The 13853-nt window shown below is 68.4% G+C and carries 13 protein-coding genes; 8 read left to right on the top strand and 5 right to left on the bottom strand.

What is annotated here, in order from left to right; translation table 11 throughout:
* Window positions 1-3 precede the first annotated feature (3 nt).
* The 4 genes from DN412_RS25205 to DN412_RS25190 form a co-directional block, all read right to left on the bottom strand.
* On the bottom strand, window positions 4-900 hold the full coding sequence (locus DN412_RS25205) for a DUF1571 domain-containing protein (protein ID WP_115214072.1): 897 nt from the start codon (window positions 898-900) through the stop codon (window positions 4-6).
* Window positions 901-1104: 204 nt separating this feature from the next.
* On the bottom strand, window positions 1105-2079 hold the full coding sequence (locus DN412_RS25200) for a TetR/AcrR family transcriptional regulator (protein ID WP_115214071.1): 975 nt from the start codon (window positions 2077-2079) through the stop codon (window positions 1105-1107).
* Window positions 2080-2347: 268 nt separating this feature from the next.
* On the bottom strand, window positions 2348-3943 hold the full coding sequence (locus tag DN412_RS25195) for a GMC family oxidoreductase (protein ID WP_115214070.1): 1596 nt from the start codon (window positions 3941-3943) through the stop codon (window positions 2348-2350).
* Window positions 3944-3951: 8 nt separating this feature from the next.
* On the bottom strand, window positions 3952-4557 hold the full coding sequence (locus tag DN412_RS25190; protein ID WP_115214069.1) for a hypothetical protein: 606 nt from the start codon (window positions 4555-4557) through the stop codon (window positions 3952-3954).
* 114 nt (window positions 4558-4671) lie between these two features.
* Here DN412_RS25190 and DN412_RS25185 point away from each other — a divergent pair, with 114 nt between their 5' ends.
* The 6 genes from DN412_RS25185 (at window position 4672) to DN412_RS25160 (ending at window position 10572) form a co-directional block, all read left to right on the top strand.
* Window positions 4672-5745 (top strand): AraC family transcriptional regulator, encoded by a 1074-nt coding sequence (locus DN412_RS25185; protein WP_115214068.1) that lies wholly within the window; start codon window positions 4672-4674, stop codon window positions 5743-5745.
* A gap of 258 nt (window positions 5746-6003) precedes the next feature.
* Entirely contained in the window at window positions 6004-7575 is a 1572-nt protein-coding gene (locus DN412_RS25180; protein WP_115214067.1) for a flavin-containing monooxygenase, read from the top strand.
* 63 nt (window positions 7576-7638) lie between these two features.
* Complete coding sequence (locus DN412_RS25175) at window positions 7639-8529, top strand: SDR family NAD(P)-dependent oxidoreductase (RefSeq protein WP_115214066.1); 891 nt, start codon at window positions 7639-7641, stop codon at window positions 8527-8529.
* Window positions 8526-9485 (top strand): alpha/beta fold hydrolase, encoded by a 960-nt coding sequence (locus DN412_RS25170; protein ID WP_115214065.1) that lies wholly within the window; start codon window positions 8526-8528, stop codon window positions 9483-9485. The genes DN412_RS25175 and DN412_RS25170 overlap by 4 nt, the downstream gene beginning before the upstream one ends.
* A gap of 50 nt (window positions 9486-9535) precedes the next feature.
* A complete protein-coding gene (locus tag DN412_RS25165; protein ID WP_115214064.1) occupies window positions 9536-10411 on the top strand; it encodes a metal-dependent hydrolase in 876 nt (291 codons plus the stop codon).
* Window positions 10408-10572, top strand: coding sequence for a rubredoxin (locus DN412_RS25160; RefSeq protein ID WP_078198384.1), 165 nt, complete (start codon window positions 10408-10410; stop codon window positions 10570-10572). The genes DN412_RS25165 and DN412_RS25160 overlap by 4 nt, the downstream gene beginning before the upstream one ends.
* A gap of 98 nt (window positions 10573-10670) precedes the next feature.
* On the opposite strand, the gene DN412_RS25155 is transcribed toward DN412_RS25160, so the two are convergent.
* A complete protein-coding gene (locus tag DN412_RS25155; RefSeq protein WP_115214063.1) occupies window positions 10671-11501 on the bottom strand; it encodes a MerR family transcriptional regulator in 831 nt (276 codons plus the stop codon).
* Between the two features lie 98 nt (window positions 11502-11599).
* On the opposite strand from DN412_RS25155, the gene DN412_RS25150 reads away from it, so the two are divergent.
* Window positions 11600-12544 carry a LysR family transcriptional regulator gene (locus DN412_RS25150; protein WP_115214062.1) on the top strand — a complete coding sequence of 315 codons (945 nt, stop codon included), beginning with the start codon at window positions 11600-11602 and terminating at the stop codon, window positions 12542-12544.
* 124 nt (window positions 12545-12668) lie between these two features.
* Window positions 12669-13637 carry a Bug family tripartite tricarboxylate transporter substrate binding protein gene (locus DN412_RS25145; RefSeq protein WP_115214061.1) on the top strand — a complete coding sequence of 323 codons (969 nt, stop codon included), beginning with the start codon at window positions 12669-12671 and terminating at the stop codon, window positions 13635-13637.
* Window positions 13638-13853 lie beyond the last annotated feature (216 nt).

Genomic DNA, 13853 nt, shown 5'->3' with positions numbered 1-13853 from the left:
ATCTCAGAAGCGATAGTCAGGATTGGCCGGATCAAACGCAGAGGCTTCGAAGGTCTTGCGCACCAGCTTGTCGAACACGATCTTCTCGACCATGTTGCCGTCGGCATCCCATGCGGTTTCGACGCGGATATACGGATGCTTCAGGTCCAGCATCAGCTGCACCTTCTTGGCGTAGTACTGCGGCGCGCCGGCCGGCAGGTCCCAGGTCAGCGCCACCATGCGCACGCCCTGCTCCTGCACGATCTCGGCCTTGCTGTATTTCTCGGACAGCCCGGCGGCGCGCAGGGACCTGGCATCGCGCTCCAGCATCGACAGCACGAACTGGAAGCCTAGGTCGCGCACGGTGTGGTTGGACTGCGAGCGCGCCAGCGTGCCGTCCAGTGCGATCCACATCGAGGTGAAGCCCAGCACGCCGCCCAGGTGGCCGTACATCTCGTCCTTGCGGCGGGTCTCGTCATAGAGGATTTCCTGTCCCGACTGCGCGCCGCCGGACAGCCATTTCGCATAGAGCTGGCGCGGCTGATGGCGGTAGCGGATCTGCATCTTCGCGGGCTGGTCCTGCCACTGGTTGTTGAGCCGTTCCTGGCGCGACATCGAGTACTCGTACTCGGGATAGCGGTTCATCTCGGCGCGTGCCCATTTCAGCAGCGAATCCGGCTGAAGCGCCTGGAACACGGCCAGCACCTGCTCATCGGACAGGCGCGCGAGTTCGCCGCTGGCGACCTGGCGCGAGAACAGTGCGGCTTGCTGTGCGGATGGCAGGCCGTCATAGCCCGTGCCCGCGGCGGCAGTGGTTGTGCCCGTCTGGGCCATGGCCACGGGTGGCATGGCCAGTGGCGCAGCCAGCAGCCCGATGACGGCGCCGGCGACGGCGGCAAAATACAGCGGTTGGATCGACATGGCAGCTTCCTCCTCAGGGTGTCCGCCAGGGGCGGAGCGTGGCAGCGCGGGGACGAACGGGGCCACCGCCGCGCCCGCGGGAATGCCGACAGGGCGCACGGGGTCCGCGGGGCCTGTGCGTGGCCTCGCTGGATGGATCGACGGTTCAGGTTTGCGTGAGGGCGGCGGCGCCGGCCCGGCGGTAACCGGGCGCGACGCGCGCCGCTATGTCCTGGTGCGCATTCGCATCCAGTCATCCAGCGGGTTGCTGGGGAAACTCACAGTGTGCTCGCGTGCGCGGACCGGCACGCTGGTCACGGCGGCGCGTTTCGTGCCCGCATTGCGCACGGTGCGCGCGCTGATGCGGGCCTTGTCGAGGGCGGCGGCGGTTTGGCTGGCCGGGTCGCCCCTCGTTGCCGCCATCGCGGCGCAACTGGCACTCAGGTCGTCGGCGGACTGCGCCGCGGCCAGCTTGCTGGCGCGTTGCTCGGCCTGCTGCTGCTCGCCGAGGTCGAATACCGACTGCAGGGCTGAGAACTCGTCCGCACCGGGTTGCGCCACGTTCAGCACGGCTTCCACCATCGCGGTGAGCTGGGCCAGCACGTGCGCATCGCTCATCTGCTTGCCCTGCGTGAACGCCGGCAGCAGCTTGGTGATCTCTTCGCCGGCCAGCACGCCGGCCAGTGCCTTGAGCGCAAACTGCAGGCGCCAGCCGAGTTCATGCCGCGGCAGCGCCGGAATGGCACGCGAGAAGGCATCGAAGAAGCGCCCGTACACCGGGGCGTAGTGCTCCAGCAGGTATTGCTGGATAAAGGGCGAGGTATCCGAATACACGCGCCCGAGCAGCCGCAGAAACGATGGCCCGCCTACCGACGGGTCGCGTGCCATCTGCAGCGCGGGCACGAACAGCGCGCCCATCACGTGCTGGCAGCGGATGCTGTTGCCGGGCCAGCGGGCTTCGCACGCATCGAGCAGCGCCAGGCGCTGCGCGTTGAGCGGATCCAGCCGCCGGCTCAGCACGGCGTGCATCATGATGTCTTTGCTGCGGAAGTGGTAGTTCACGGCGGCCAGGTTGACGATGGCGCGCGACGTGACCTGCCTGAGCGAGGTGGCTTCGTAGCCGACCTCGGTGAACAGCTTTTCCGTGGCGTCGAGAATCCGGGCCTTGGTGTCTTCTGCCGAGCTTTTGCCGGTCTTCATGGGGGCGTCTCTCTTCTTTGCTGCCGTAAACCCCTTAGCAATTTGCTACGCTGTTCCGCTCCCTGCTCTGACGGCATACGGATGCTTGAAACAGTTGTACGAAGCCTATCCAGCGCTTCGAGCGTTTCACAAGACCTGAATTGGAGGGGATATTCTAATTGCGCCACTGGTGTGGGGAATCGCGCAACAATGTCGGCCGCGCCCTGCATGGAGCCGGTACGCCGAATGCCTGCAATGCCGGACATTACAGGCTTGCACGGCCAATCCATCATGAGGTGAGGCGCCGGGCCAGCGCATCCGCATTCTGCGCCGTCAGCGCAAACACTGACAATTGGGGGTTCGCCCCCACGCTGGTCGGGAACACCGAGCCGTCGAACACCGACAGGTTGGCCAGTTGATGGTGATGGCCGTGGCTGTCCACCACGCCGCCGCGCGCATCGTCGCTCATGCCGCAGCCGCCCATCAGGTGCGCGGTGAACAGCGCAGTGCGGAACGGCCTGAGCGGCAGTTGCGCGATGGCATCGCGCGCCTCCGGCCAGCTCCGGTATTCGGCGGCATCCAGGTGCGCGGGCCGCACGCGCTCGGCGCCGGCGGCGAACTGCGCCTGCGCCATGCTCAGCCATGCGCGGCGCACGCCGTCCCAGGCGTAGTCCGTCATTGCATAGTCCAGCAGCGGGCTGCCGTCGGCCGCCAGCCGCACGCGCCCGCCGGCGCTCTCCGGCACGAAGCCATCGCGCAGCAGCGCCAGCATCGCGTTGGTGTTCGGCAACTGCGCCATATCGCGGCGCAGCGCCTCGCCCACACCGTTGATCACGCCCGCGCTGATGCCGGGGAACAGCGGCGGCACCTCCAGCTTGTAGCCCATCGGCCCGGTCGCGCCGTCCTTCCACTGGAAGTGGTCGGAGGCGATCGACTGCGGCGCACCATAATAAGGATCAATGCGGTCTGGCATTTTTGCGATACTGATATTCACCGGATGGATGAATGTGCGTAATCCCAGCCGCTCATGGGGGTCCGGCACGCGCGAGCGCAGCAGCAGCGCCGGCGTGTTGATGGCACCGCCGGCGGCAATGACGTGCTTCGCGCGCACGACCACCTCGACCCCGGTCGGCGTATAGCCGTCCGCGCCCAGTGCTTCGCCGGTGACCGACTGCACCCGCTTGCCATCATGGTCCAGCGTGCGCACGCGCACGCGGTGTACCAGCGTCGCGCCGCTGGCCAGTGCCGCGGGGATGGTCGATACCAGCATCGACTGCTTGGCATTGACCGGGCAGCCCAGCCCGCAATAGCCCGAGTTCCAGCAGCCCTTCACGTTGCGCGGGATCACGTGCCATTCCCAGCCCAGCGTCTCGCAGCCGCGCCTGAGCACGTCGTTGTTGGGATTGGGCGCCATCGCCCATGGCGCGATGCCCAGCCGCTCTTCCACTTGCTGGAACCATGGCGCCATGTCGGCCTCGCCGTGGCCGGTGACGGCGTGTTGCGTGGCCCAGTGCGCCAGCGTCTGCGGCGGCGTGCGGAAGCTCGACGACCAGTTGACCGTGGTGCTGCCGCCGACCGAGCGGCCCTGCAGGATGGCGATGGCGCCGTCGGCCGTGGTGCGCGCCGCGGCTTCCTGGTACAGCTCGCGATAGGCGCGGTTTTCGTCCATGTCGCGGAAGCTGTCCGAGGTGCGCAGCGCCCCTTCTTCCAGCAGCACCACGCGCAGGCCCGCGCGGCTGAGCGCCTCGGCGCTGATGCCGCCGCCCGCGCCGCTGCCGACGATGACGACGTCGGCATCCAGCGTGCGCGTGGTGGTGAAGGTGGCAGCGTCCAGTACCTTCCAGCCGGCGGCGATGCCGGCGTCGTAGAGATTGTCGATGGCCATGTCGGGGATCAGGCGTGCAGCGCCTTGTAGACGGCCGCGTTGGGGCCGGGATAGCCGCTGCCGGCCCAGGCGGCCGGCAACACGTAGTAGCCCACGCTGGTGAGCTTGACCAGCACCACCGCGCCGGCATTGAGCGTGGCCAGGCGGCTGGCGCGCCAGCGCGCCAGGAAGGCCTGCACCTGCGCCGGCGTGGCCGCGCGCCAGTCCTGGCGGATGCCGGTCAGCGCCCAGCGCAGCGGCATGCTGGCAAGCAGGCCGAACAGCTTGCGCAGCTCGGCCTGCGCGCCCGCGCCCATCGCGGCGCAGGTGGTGTCGATATTGCGCAGCGCGTCCTGCTCCAAAGATGCGCGCCGTGGCGGCGGCGCGTCGGCCAGCTCAGTGACGATGGCCGGCAGCAGCGCGCGGAACATCGCCACGTCTTCGGGGCGCAGCCACTTCATGCCGGCCTGCGGCGCGGGATCGGCCGACGAGCAGCCGGCCAGCGACGGCACCAGCGCGGTACACGCCAGCGCGGCCGAGAAGCCGATGCCGACTTTGAGGAAGCCGCGCCGCGTCAGCGCGTGCAGCGTATCCGCATCGGCATCCGCACGACGGTGTGGATGATTGGGGGCCATGTTGTCTCCTTGCGTCGGTCTCTTGTATTCAGGCGGGGCAGGCCCGCATTGACGCTACCCGGAGTTTGGATAAAGATCGGTGCCCGGTCTTGATCCCGCATGACAGGTGATTTGATGCCACGCGCCAACCAGCCCGACGGCAGTGCCAGTGGGACGCAAGCGGGCACCGCATTGGGCACCGTCTCGCTCGCCTACCTCCGCGCCGTGCTCGACCACGGCGCGCGCCAGGGCATTGCCCCGGCCGAACAGATGCGCGCCGTCGGCGTGCCGCCCGAACTGCTGCACGCCACCGGTGCGCAGACCGCCACGCGCATTCCCGGCGCGGCCTACCTGGCTCTGCTCGACTGGCTGGAGCAGGTCACCGGCGATCCTCATGTCGGCCTGCGCGCCGGCGCCGCCTTCGCGCCGCGCCACTATGCTGAGATGGGCTACGTGGTGCTGACCACGCCCACCGTGCGCGACGCCATCCTGCAAGGCATCCGCTATGAAGTACTGGCCAACGATATCGGCGGCACCCGCCTGATCGAAACGCCGCAGGCCGCCTGCATGACCTGGGAAGCGCGGCATGGCCCGCTGTCGCGCCATGCCCATGAACTGCATATGGCCACCTGGGTGGTGTTCGCGCGCTGGCTGATCGGGGACCAGCACGTGGCCACGCAGGTGGAGTTCCCGCATCCCGCGCCGGCCGATACCAGCCTGCATGCCGAGGTGTTCGGCTGCCCCGTGGTTTTCAATGCCGGGCGTCATGCCATGCATATCGATCAGGCCCTGCTCGACCTGCCATCGCTGCAGGCCGACGCGGGCATGCAGGCGCAGATGACGCGCATCGCCGACACCCAGCTGCAGCAGATCGTGCCGGCGGGCGCCGACGCGTTGGCGCAGGCGCGTGCCTATATCAGCGGGCGGCTCCAGCAGGGCGAACTGCCCATTGCCGACGTCGCCACGCACCTGAGCCTGCCGGTGCGCACCTTGCAGCGGCGGCTGCAGGCGCAGGGCATCAGTTATTCACAGCTTGTGGATAACGTGCGGCGCGCGCTGGCGGAGCAGTATCTTGCCGATCCTGGCATCAGCCTCGCGCAGTGTGCAATGCGGCTGGGCTATTCCGAGCAGAGTGCCTTCACCCACGCTTTCAAGCGCTGGACTGGTGAAACGCCTCACGGCTGGCGGCGCAAGGGACGGGCGGCGTAGCAGCCTGATGTTGCGGCCACGCCTTCGTGATCCGCGAAGCCCCGAAAAAATCTTCCTGTTTCAAACGCACGACCGAACCCGGCAGCTCAAGCGGCTGCCGGGCCACCTGGCGTTGTTTCATGTGCGCCAGGCGCCGCTGGAAAACCCCAAAAATTAGAACCATCCTTCCACTCACGGCATTGACCACCCGCGCCGCGCTTCCTACGATGACATCGATCAATGTCACAATAAACACTGTAATCACGGTGAGGAGCGCCCATGAATGCACCCGCGGAGCTGCCGCAACAGGCATCCCCTGCCCCTGAGCACACAGACATTGCCATCATCGGCAGTGGCTTTGCCGGCCTTGGCATGGCGATGCGGCTGCGCGAGCGCGGCGAGCGCAATTTCCTGATCTTCGAGAAGGCCGGCTCGGTCGGCGGCACCTGGCGCGACAACCACTACCCGGGCTGCGCCTGCGATGTGCAGTCGCACCTGTATTCCTTCTCGTTCGCGCCGAATCCGGACTGGTCGCGCATGTTCTCGACCCAGCCCGAGATCCGCGCCTACCTGGAAGGCTGCACCGACCGCTTCGGCCTGCGCCCGCACCTGCGGCTGCACCATGAGTTGCGCCACGCCGCCTGGGATGAGGCCGCGCAGGTGTGGCGGCTGGAGATGGCCGACGGCAAGGTGGTGCGGGCGCGTGTGCTGGTATCCGGCATGGGCGGGCTGAGCCGGCCTTCGTACCCCAATATCCCCGGGCTTGAGTCGTTCGAGGGCGAGTGCTTCCACTCGCAGCACTGGAACCACGCCTATGCGCTCGCCGGCAAGCGCGTGGCCGTGATCGGCACCGGCGCCAGCGCGATCCAGTTCGTGCCGCAGATCGCGCCCCAGGTGGCGCAGCTGGACCTGTACCAGCGCACGCCGCCGTGGATCATGCCCAAGCCGGACCGCGAGGTCAGCGCCACCGAGCGCTGGCTGTTCCGCCGCCTGCCGTTCACGCAGACGCTGGTGCGCACCGGCATCTACTGGATGCTGGAATCGCGCGTGCTGGGCTTCGTGCTGCATCCGAAGATCATGAAGGTGGTGGAGCGCGTCGCACGGCGCCATCTGGCCAAACAGGTACGCGACCCCGCATTGCGTGCGACGCTGACGCCGGACTACACCATCGGCTGCAAGCGCGTGCTGATCTCCAACGACTACTACCCGGCGCTGACGCGCGACAACGTGGACGTGGTCACCACCGGCATCGCCCGCGTGGAGCGCGACGCGGTGGTGCTGCGCGACGGCACGCGCCGGCCGGCCGACTGCATCATCCTGGGCACCGGCTTCCATGCCACCGACCCGCTGCCGCGCGGCGTGATCTCGGGCCTCGACGGCGTGGACCTGGTCGATGCCTGGCGCGACGGCGCGCAGGCCTACCTGGGCACCACCGTAGCGGGCTTTCCCAACCTGTTCTTCGTGGTCGGCCCCAACACCGGCCTGGGCCATAGCTCGATGGTGTTCATGATCGAGTCGCAGGTGGCCTACATCGTCGACGCCCTGCAGCAGATGCGCCGCGAAGGCGTGCAGGCGGTGGACGTGCGCGAGCCAGTGCAACGCCGTTTCAACGATCAGTTGCAGGCCCGCCTCGGCCATGCGATCTGGTCCGCCGGCGGCTGCGCCAGCTGGTACATCGACCCGCGCAGCGGCCGCAACACCACGCTGTGGCCGGGCTTCACCTGGCAGTTCCGCCGCGCCACCGCGAGCTTCCGCATGACCGACTACGACCTGTACCCGGTCCGGCGCGCATTGCCCGACGAGACCGCGATGCAGCCGTCGGCGGAGATCGCCACGGTCGCTGGTGCCTGACGCGCGCGCGTCCCCCATCGATTCCCACCCAAAAGAACGACACACACCGGAAGGAGACCGGATATGAAGGACTTCCGCAACAAGGTTGCCGCGATCACCGGCGCCGGATCGGGCATCGGCCGCGCGCTGGCGGTGGCGCTGGCCCGCGAAGGCTGCCACCTGGCGCTGTCAGACCGCAACGAGGCCGGACTGGCGCAGACCGTGGCGCAAGCGATGGCCGCGGCGCCGCATGCCCGCATCACGCAACACACGGTGGACGTGGCCGACCGCGCCGCGGTCTACGCGTGGGCCGCCGCGGCCGCCGAGGCGCATGGCCGCGTCAACCTGATCTTCAACAACGCCGGCGTGGCGCTGTCCAGCACCGTCGAGGGCATGAGCTACGACGACCTGGAATGGATCATCGGCATCAACTTCTGGGGCGTGGTGTACGGCACCAAGGCCTTCCTGCCGTACCTGAAGGCCAGCGGCGACGGTCACGTGGTGAATACGTCGAGCATCTTCGGCATCTTCGCCCAGCCCGGCATGGGCGCCTACAACGCCAGCAAGTACGCGGTGCGTGGCTTCACCGAGTCGCTGCGGCAGGAGCTGGACCTGATGGACTGCGGCGTGTCGGCCACCACCGTGCACCCGGGCGGCATCAAGACCAATATCGCCCAGGCCAGCCGCGTGTCATCCAGCGTCAACGGCTTCCTGGTGCGCGACGCGCAGCATGGCAAGGATGAGTTCGAGAAGTTCTTCATCACCTCGCCCGACAAGGCCGCGCGCGTGATCCTGGAAGGCGTGCGCCGCAACCGCCGGCGCGTGCTGATCGGACCGGACGCCTACGCCGCCGATGCCATGGCGCGGCTGCTGCCCGCCGCCTACCAGTCGCTGGTGGTGCGCGAGACGCGCCGCAAGCGCGATCTCGGTCCTGCGGCCGCACCGGCCTCGGTGAGCCAGGGAGAGCGCTCGTGAACCGGATTGCGATCGAACAGGATGCGGCGCTATTGGCGCCACCGGGTGCTTTCACGCGCTGGTTCGGGCAAGGCCGCGTCGGGCTGTTCAGCCTGTCGCGCGCCACGCTGGCGCAGCGCCATGCGCTGCCGGCCTCGCGCTGGGTGCGCGTGCTCGATGCGATGGTGCACTACACCGATGAGGGTCCCGCCGACGGCGAAACGCTGGTACTGATCCACGGCTTCGGCGCTTCGCTGCATACATGGGAAGGGATCGTGCCGGCGCTGGCGCAACGGTATCGCGTGCTGCGGCTGGACATCGCCCCGTTCGGGCTGACCGGGCCGCTGCGCAATGCGCGCGGGCGCATCGAGACCATGGACGTGCATCGCTACCGCGATTTCATCGACGCCTTCCTGGCCGCGGTGAACGTGCGCCGCGCCAGCATCATCGGCAATTCGCTGGGCGGGCTGATCGCGTGGGACCTGGCAGTGCGCCGGCCCGATGCAGTCGACAAGCTGGTGCTGATCGATGCAGCCGGCTTCCCGATGCGGTTGCCGATCTATATCGACCTGTTCCGCCATGCGCCGGTGCGCTGGTCGGCGCCGTGGATGCTGCCCGAGTTCATCATCCGCGCGGCCACGCGCGACGTCTATGGCGATGCCTCGCGCGTGCCGGAGTCCACGTTCCGCCGCTATGTGGACTTCTTCTATGCCGAAAGCAGCCGCGAGGCCGTCGGCAAGATGGTGCCCAAGCTGGACTTTGCCCAGCTGGACACCCACCTGCTCGGCAGCGTGCGCGCGCCCACGCTGGTGCTGTGGGGCGAGCGCGACCGCTGGATCCCGCCCGCGCACGCGCAGGCCTTCACCGAGCGTATCCCCGGCGCGCAGCTGCGCCGCTACGCGGGGCTTGGCCACGTGCCGATGGAAGAAGACCCGCAACGCGTGGCCGCAGACCTGCTGCCGTTCCTAGCCGCCTAATGAATCCCGCCGGCGCAACACGCCGCCGGCCGTCACCCAAGGAGACCGCCATGATGCCAGTCCGCCGCGACGTGCATCCCCACCTGCCGCCGGAACGCATCAGCGACTGGCACGAACGGGGCCGTCACGTCACCCATTTCATCAACGCGCTGTCGATCTTCTTCCCCGGCGGGGAGCGCTTCTTCATGGACAGCGTGCGCAACTACCGCGACCAGGTGAAGGACCCCGAGCTGAGCCGCGCCATCGCCGGCTTTATCGGCCAGGAAGCGATGCACACGCGCGAGCACATCCTCTACAACCGGCTGATGGAAGACGCCGGCCTGCCCGCCGCGGCGCTGGACCGCGCAGTGTGGAAGCTGCTGGACGTGCTGCGCAAGATCCTGCCCAAGTCGTGGCAGCTGGCCCACACCATCGCGCTGGAGCACTACACCGCGATGCTGGCCGGCGGTCTGCTGCAGGATCAGCGCCACATGGGCACGGCTTCGGAGACCGGCTACCGGCAGGTGTGGACCTGGCACGCGCTGGAGGAAACCGAGCACAAGGCCGTGGCCTATGACGTCTGGAACACGGTGATGAAGCCCGGCCCGTACCGCTACTTCCTGCGCACCTTCACCATGCTGACCACCACGGTGACGTTCTGGGCGATGGTGTTCGTGTTCCATATCGCGCTGGTGATGGGCGACAAGGGCTGCCGCAACAAGCTGACCGGATTTGGCAGCGTAATGCGCTTCCTGTGGGCCTCGCCCGGCGTGCTGCCCAAGATGATCCCGGAGTGGTTCAGCTACTTCCGGCCCGGCTTCCACCCGTGGGATGACGACAACCGCGCCGAGCTGGCGCGCATCGCCCCGCTGGTCGAAGAGATCGAAGACACCGCGCGCGCCGCCGGCGTCTCCACCCGTGCGCCCTCGCTGCGGGGGGCGGCATGACCATCTGGCAGTGCCGTATCTGTGGATTCGTTTATGAAGAAGCGCTCGGCATGCCCGAGCACGGCATCGCGCCGGGCACACCGTGGGGCGCGGTCCCGTCGGAGTGGAACTGCCCGGACTGCGGCATGGCGAAAGCGGATTTCGACATGGTTGCGCTATAGGCGAAGTTTTGAGGTTGGCAAGGGCTGAGGCGGCCGGTCCACCGAAGGCGGAACTCCCCTCTCCCGCGCGCGGGAGAGGGGAGCAAACCATCGGAGCGCTAGGGCTTTGTGGCGCCCCCACTCTCCTCATCATGCAAATGCTCGATGATCGCCGCCACCCGGTCCCCCAGGTACTTGTTGGCCGAGATCTCCAGCGCCCGCATCATCTCCGTTTCCGCCATCACCAGCGCCAGCGGGCGGATGCGCCACAGGATGTCCACCAGCCGCGGCACGTCCTGCGGCGGCGGCAGCTTGCCTTCGCCAAAGCGGTCCAGCTCGCGCACCACGGTGGCGACGATATGGTCCGATACCGCCTGGAAATGCCCGCGCGACTGCGCGATGATCTCCAGCACGTCTTCCAGCGCAAAGCCCGCCTGGGCGATTTCCGCGCCCGCGGCCAGCGCGCGCGGGCTGCGCGCGAGATAGCCTAAACCGTCCGGTTCCAGCAGTCCCAGTGAGATCGCCTTGGCCAGCGCCGGGCGCGAGATCGCGCGGCCGAACAGCCGCGCCAGCGCCAGGTAGGAATAGTGCCGCGGCGTCTCGTTGGTCCACGGGCTGCTGATGGCCGTTTCCAGCCCCAGGATCGAACGCAGGTCGTGCCCTTCGACAATCGCCTTGAGCAGCTCGGTGATATTGGCCAGCGTATAGCCGCGCGCCAGCAGGTGGTGGATCAGCTTGAGCCGCCCCAGGTGCGCCTGCGTGTAGATGCCCACGCGCCCGCGCCGCTGCGGCGGGTCGATCAGGCCGCGGTCCTGGTAGGAGCGCACATTGCGCACCGTCGTGCCGGCCACGCGCGCCAGCTCGTCGATGGTGTATTCCGGGGCCGGCGGCGGGGTGTCCGATGCCTGGCTGGTCGGGGACGAGGGGTGGCGGCGCCGGGTCAGTGTCATGCGAAAAATTCTAACCGAGGAATGCGGCAGGCAAAGGTGGCGCCCGGTTTTGCCGATAATGAGGGCATTGCCGCCCCACCCTCAACCGTCCACCCTCCATGCATATCCGCTGGCTCGAAGACTTCGTCTGCCTGGCCCAGGCCGGCAGCCTGGCGCGCGCCGCCGAACTGCGCAACGTGACCCCGCCCGCCTTTGGCCGGCGCATGCAGGCGCTGGAAGTCTGGGCCGGCGCCCCGCTGATCGACCGCAGCGCGTTCCCGGTGCGGCTGACCGCCGAAGGGCGCCAGTTCCTGGAAGCCGCGCAGAGCGCCCTGCGCACGCTGGACGAAACCCGCCTGGCGCTGCGCGCCGCGCATCGCGCCGACGCCAGCACGGTCACCATCGCCACCGGCAAGACCCTGGCGCGCTCGATGGTGCCGGCGTGGCTGGCGGGCCTGCGCGAGGCACTGCGGCACGACCCCGCCGCGGCCGGCTTCCGCACGCGCCTGTCGACCTTCCCGATGCACGACGCGCTGGCCATGTTCGCCGAGGGCGATGCCGACTTCCTGCTCTGCTACAGCCCGCCGGACCTGCCGGTGATGCTGGACGACGCACGCTACCAGTTCCACCTGGCCGGCGTGGAGCGGCTGGTGTGCGTCAGTGCCGCCGACGCGCGCGGCGCGCCGCTGCACCGTCTGGCGACTGGCAAAGCAGCTGCCAGGCCAGTGCCGATGATCGCCTACGCCGAGACTCTGACGCTGGGCCGCATGGTCAACCAGGAGATCGCGCGCCGCAAGCTGGCGCCGCGACTGGACGTGATCGCGGTCAGCGACTTTGCCGAGTCGGTGCACGAGATGGTGCGCCAGCGCATGGGCCTGGCCTGGCTGCCGGCGCGGCTGATTGCCGACGACCTGCACGCCGGGCGCCTGGTGCGTGCCATCAGCGCCACACGTGGCGACGACGGCGGCGACCTGGCGCTCGATATCCGCCTTTACCGCCCGCGCGCGCCGATGCGCCCGCTGGCCGAGGCCTTCTGGCAGGCGGCGGTGCGGGCACCGCGCTGATTCGCCTTCGGCCGCACTATTGCCGAATCGGCAACCCCCCTTGCCAAAGCTGCACGCCGGGCCGGTTCCGCGCTCTCTAACATCAGTCCACAACCATTATTCCGGGACCCCCAGAGCCAAGACCATGAAGACCACCCTGCGCGCGGCCGCTGCCGCACTCTGCCTTGCCGCTTCCGCCGGCGCTCTTGCTTCCACCTGGCCCACCAAGCCGATCACGCTGGTGGTGGGCTACACCGCCGGCGGCAGCGTCGATCTGGTGGCCCGCACCATCGCCCCGGAACTGGGCAAGCGCCTGGGCCAGAGCGTGGTGATCGAGAACCTGGGCGGCGCCGGCGGCACCATCGGTGCGGCCAAGGTGGTCAAGGCCGAGGCCGATGGCTACACCCTGCTGATGGGCTCGGGCAGTGAAGTGTCGATCGCCCGCCTGACCAACCCCGCCGTGCGCTACGACGGCGAGAAGGACCTGGCACCGGTGACCTTCGTCGGCACCCAGCCGATGGTGCTGGTCGGCAAGCCCGGCCTGCCGGCCAAAAATGCCGCCGAGCTGATCGCGCTGGCCAAGGCCCAGCCGGGCAAGCTGGCGTATGCCTCGTCGGGCGTGGGCACGCCGCTGAACCTGGCCGGCGAGCTGATCAAGCAGCAGGGCAAGGTCAATATCACGCACGTGCCGTACAAGGGCGCTTCGGCCATGGCCACCGACCTGCTCGGGGGCCAGATCGACCTGGCGGTGATGGTGCTGTCGTCGGCGCTGCCGCATATCCAGGCTGGCCGCGTGCAGGCCTACGGCGTGACCAACGCCAAGCGGTCTCCCGTCGCGCCGAACGTGCCCGCGCTGGCCGAGACCCCCGCGCTCAAGGGCGTCGACATGGGCGTGTGGTTCGGCCTGATGGGCCCGGCCAACCTGCCACAACCGGTGGTGGAGCGCCTGAATACCGAGATGCAGGCCGTGCTGACGATGCCGGAAGTGAAGAAGAAGCTGGCCGAGGCCGGCGTGGAAGTGGCGCCCGCCAATCCGGCGCAGTTCGGTAGCTTCATCAAGCGCGAGACCGGGCGTTATCGCACCATCGTGCAGACGGCTGGGATTCATGAGTAAGTGAGGTGGCGAGGCGGCGTCGCTTCTGCAAGCGCCGGCCCTCTCCCCCGCCCCTCTCCCGCGCGCGGGAGAGGGGAGACCACAATCGGCATGGACAAGGGTTGAAGCCTTTCTCAATCTGCCGGTTTGCTCCCCTCTCCCGCTTGCGGGAGAGGGGCCGGGGGAGAGGGCCAGCGCCGGCAACGGCCACCGCCCTTCCTCAATCCGATTTACAAC

It is taken from the genome of Cupriavidus lacunae (assembly GCF_003353055.1).
Taxonomy (GTDB): Bacteria; Pseudomonadota; Gammaproteobacteria; order Burkholderiales; family Burkholderiaceae; genus Cupriavidus; species Cupriavidus lacunae.
This window is presented reverse-complemented; position numbering and strand designations above follow the sequence as displayed.

Bases quoted from the DNA above. Each gene is read 5' to 3' on its own strand.
- DN412_RS25145 (WP_115214061.1), top strand. From the start codon at position 12,669: ATGAAGACCACCCTGCGCGCGGCCGCTGCCGCACTCTGCCTTGCCGCT.
- DN412_RS25190 (WP_115214069.1), bottom strand. From the start codon at position 4,557: ATGGCCCCCAATCATCCACACCGTCGTGCGGATGCCGATGCGGATACG.
- DN412_RS25180 (WP_115214067.1), top strand. From the start codon at position 6,004: ATGAATGCACCCGCGGAGCTGCCGCAACAGGCATCCCCTGCCCCTGAG.
- DN412_RS25175 (WP_115214066.1), top strand. From the start codon at position 7,639: ATGAAGGACTTCCGCAACAAGGTTGCCGCGATCACCGGCGCCGGATCG.
- DN412_RS25200 (WP_115214071.1), bottom strand. From the start codon at position 2,079: ATGAAGACCGGCAAAAGCTCGGCAGAAGACACCAAGGCCCGGATTCTC.
- DN412_RS25155 (WP_115214063.1), bottom strand. From the start codon at position 11,501: ATGACACTGACCCGGCGCCGCCACCCCTCGTCCCCGACCAGCCAGGCA.
- DN412_RS25185 (WP_115214068.1), top strand. From the start codon at position 4,672: ATGCCACGCGCCAACCAGCCCGACGGCAGTGCCAGTGGGACGCAAGCG.
- DN412_RS25160 (WP_078198384.1), top strand. From the start codon at position 10,408: ATGACCATCTGGCAGTGCCGTATCTGTGGATTCGTTTATGAAGAAGCG.
- DN412_RS25205 (WP_115214072.1), bottom strand. From the start codon at position 900: ATGTCGATCCAACCGCTGTATTTTGCCGCCGTCGCCGGCGCCGTCATC.
- DN412_RS25165 (WP_115214064.1), top strand. From the start codon at position 9,536: ATGATGCCAGTCCGCCGCGACGTGCATCCCCACCTGCCGCCGGAACGC.
- DN412_RS25150 (WP_115214062.1), top strand. From the start codon at position 11,600: ATGCATATCCGCTGGCTCGAAGACTTCGTCTGCCTGGCCCAGGCCGGC.
- DN412_RS25195 (WP_115214070.1), bottom strand. From the start codon at position 3,943: ATGGCCATCGACAATCTCTACGACGCCGGCATCGCCGCCGGCTGGAAG.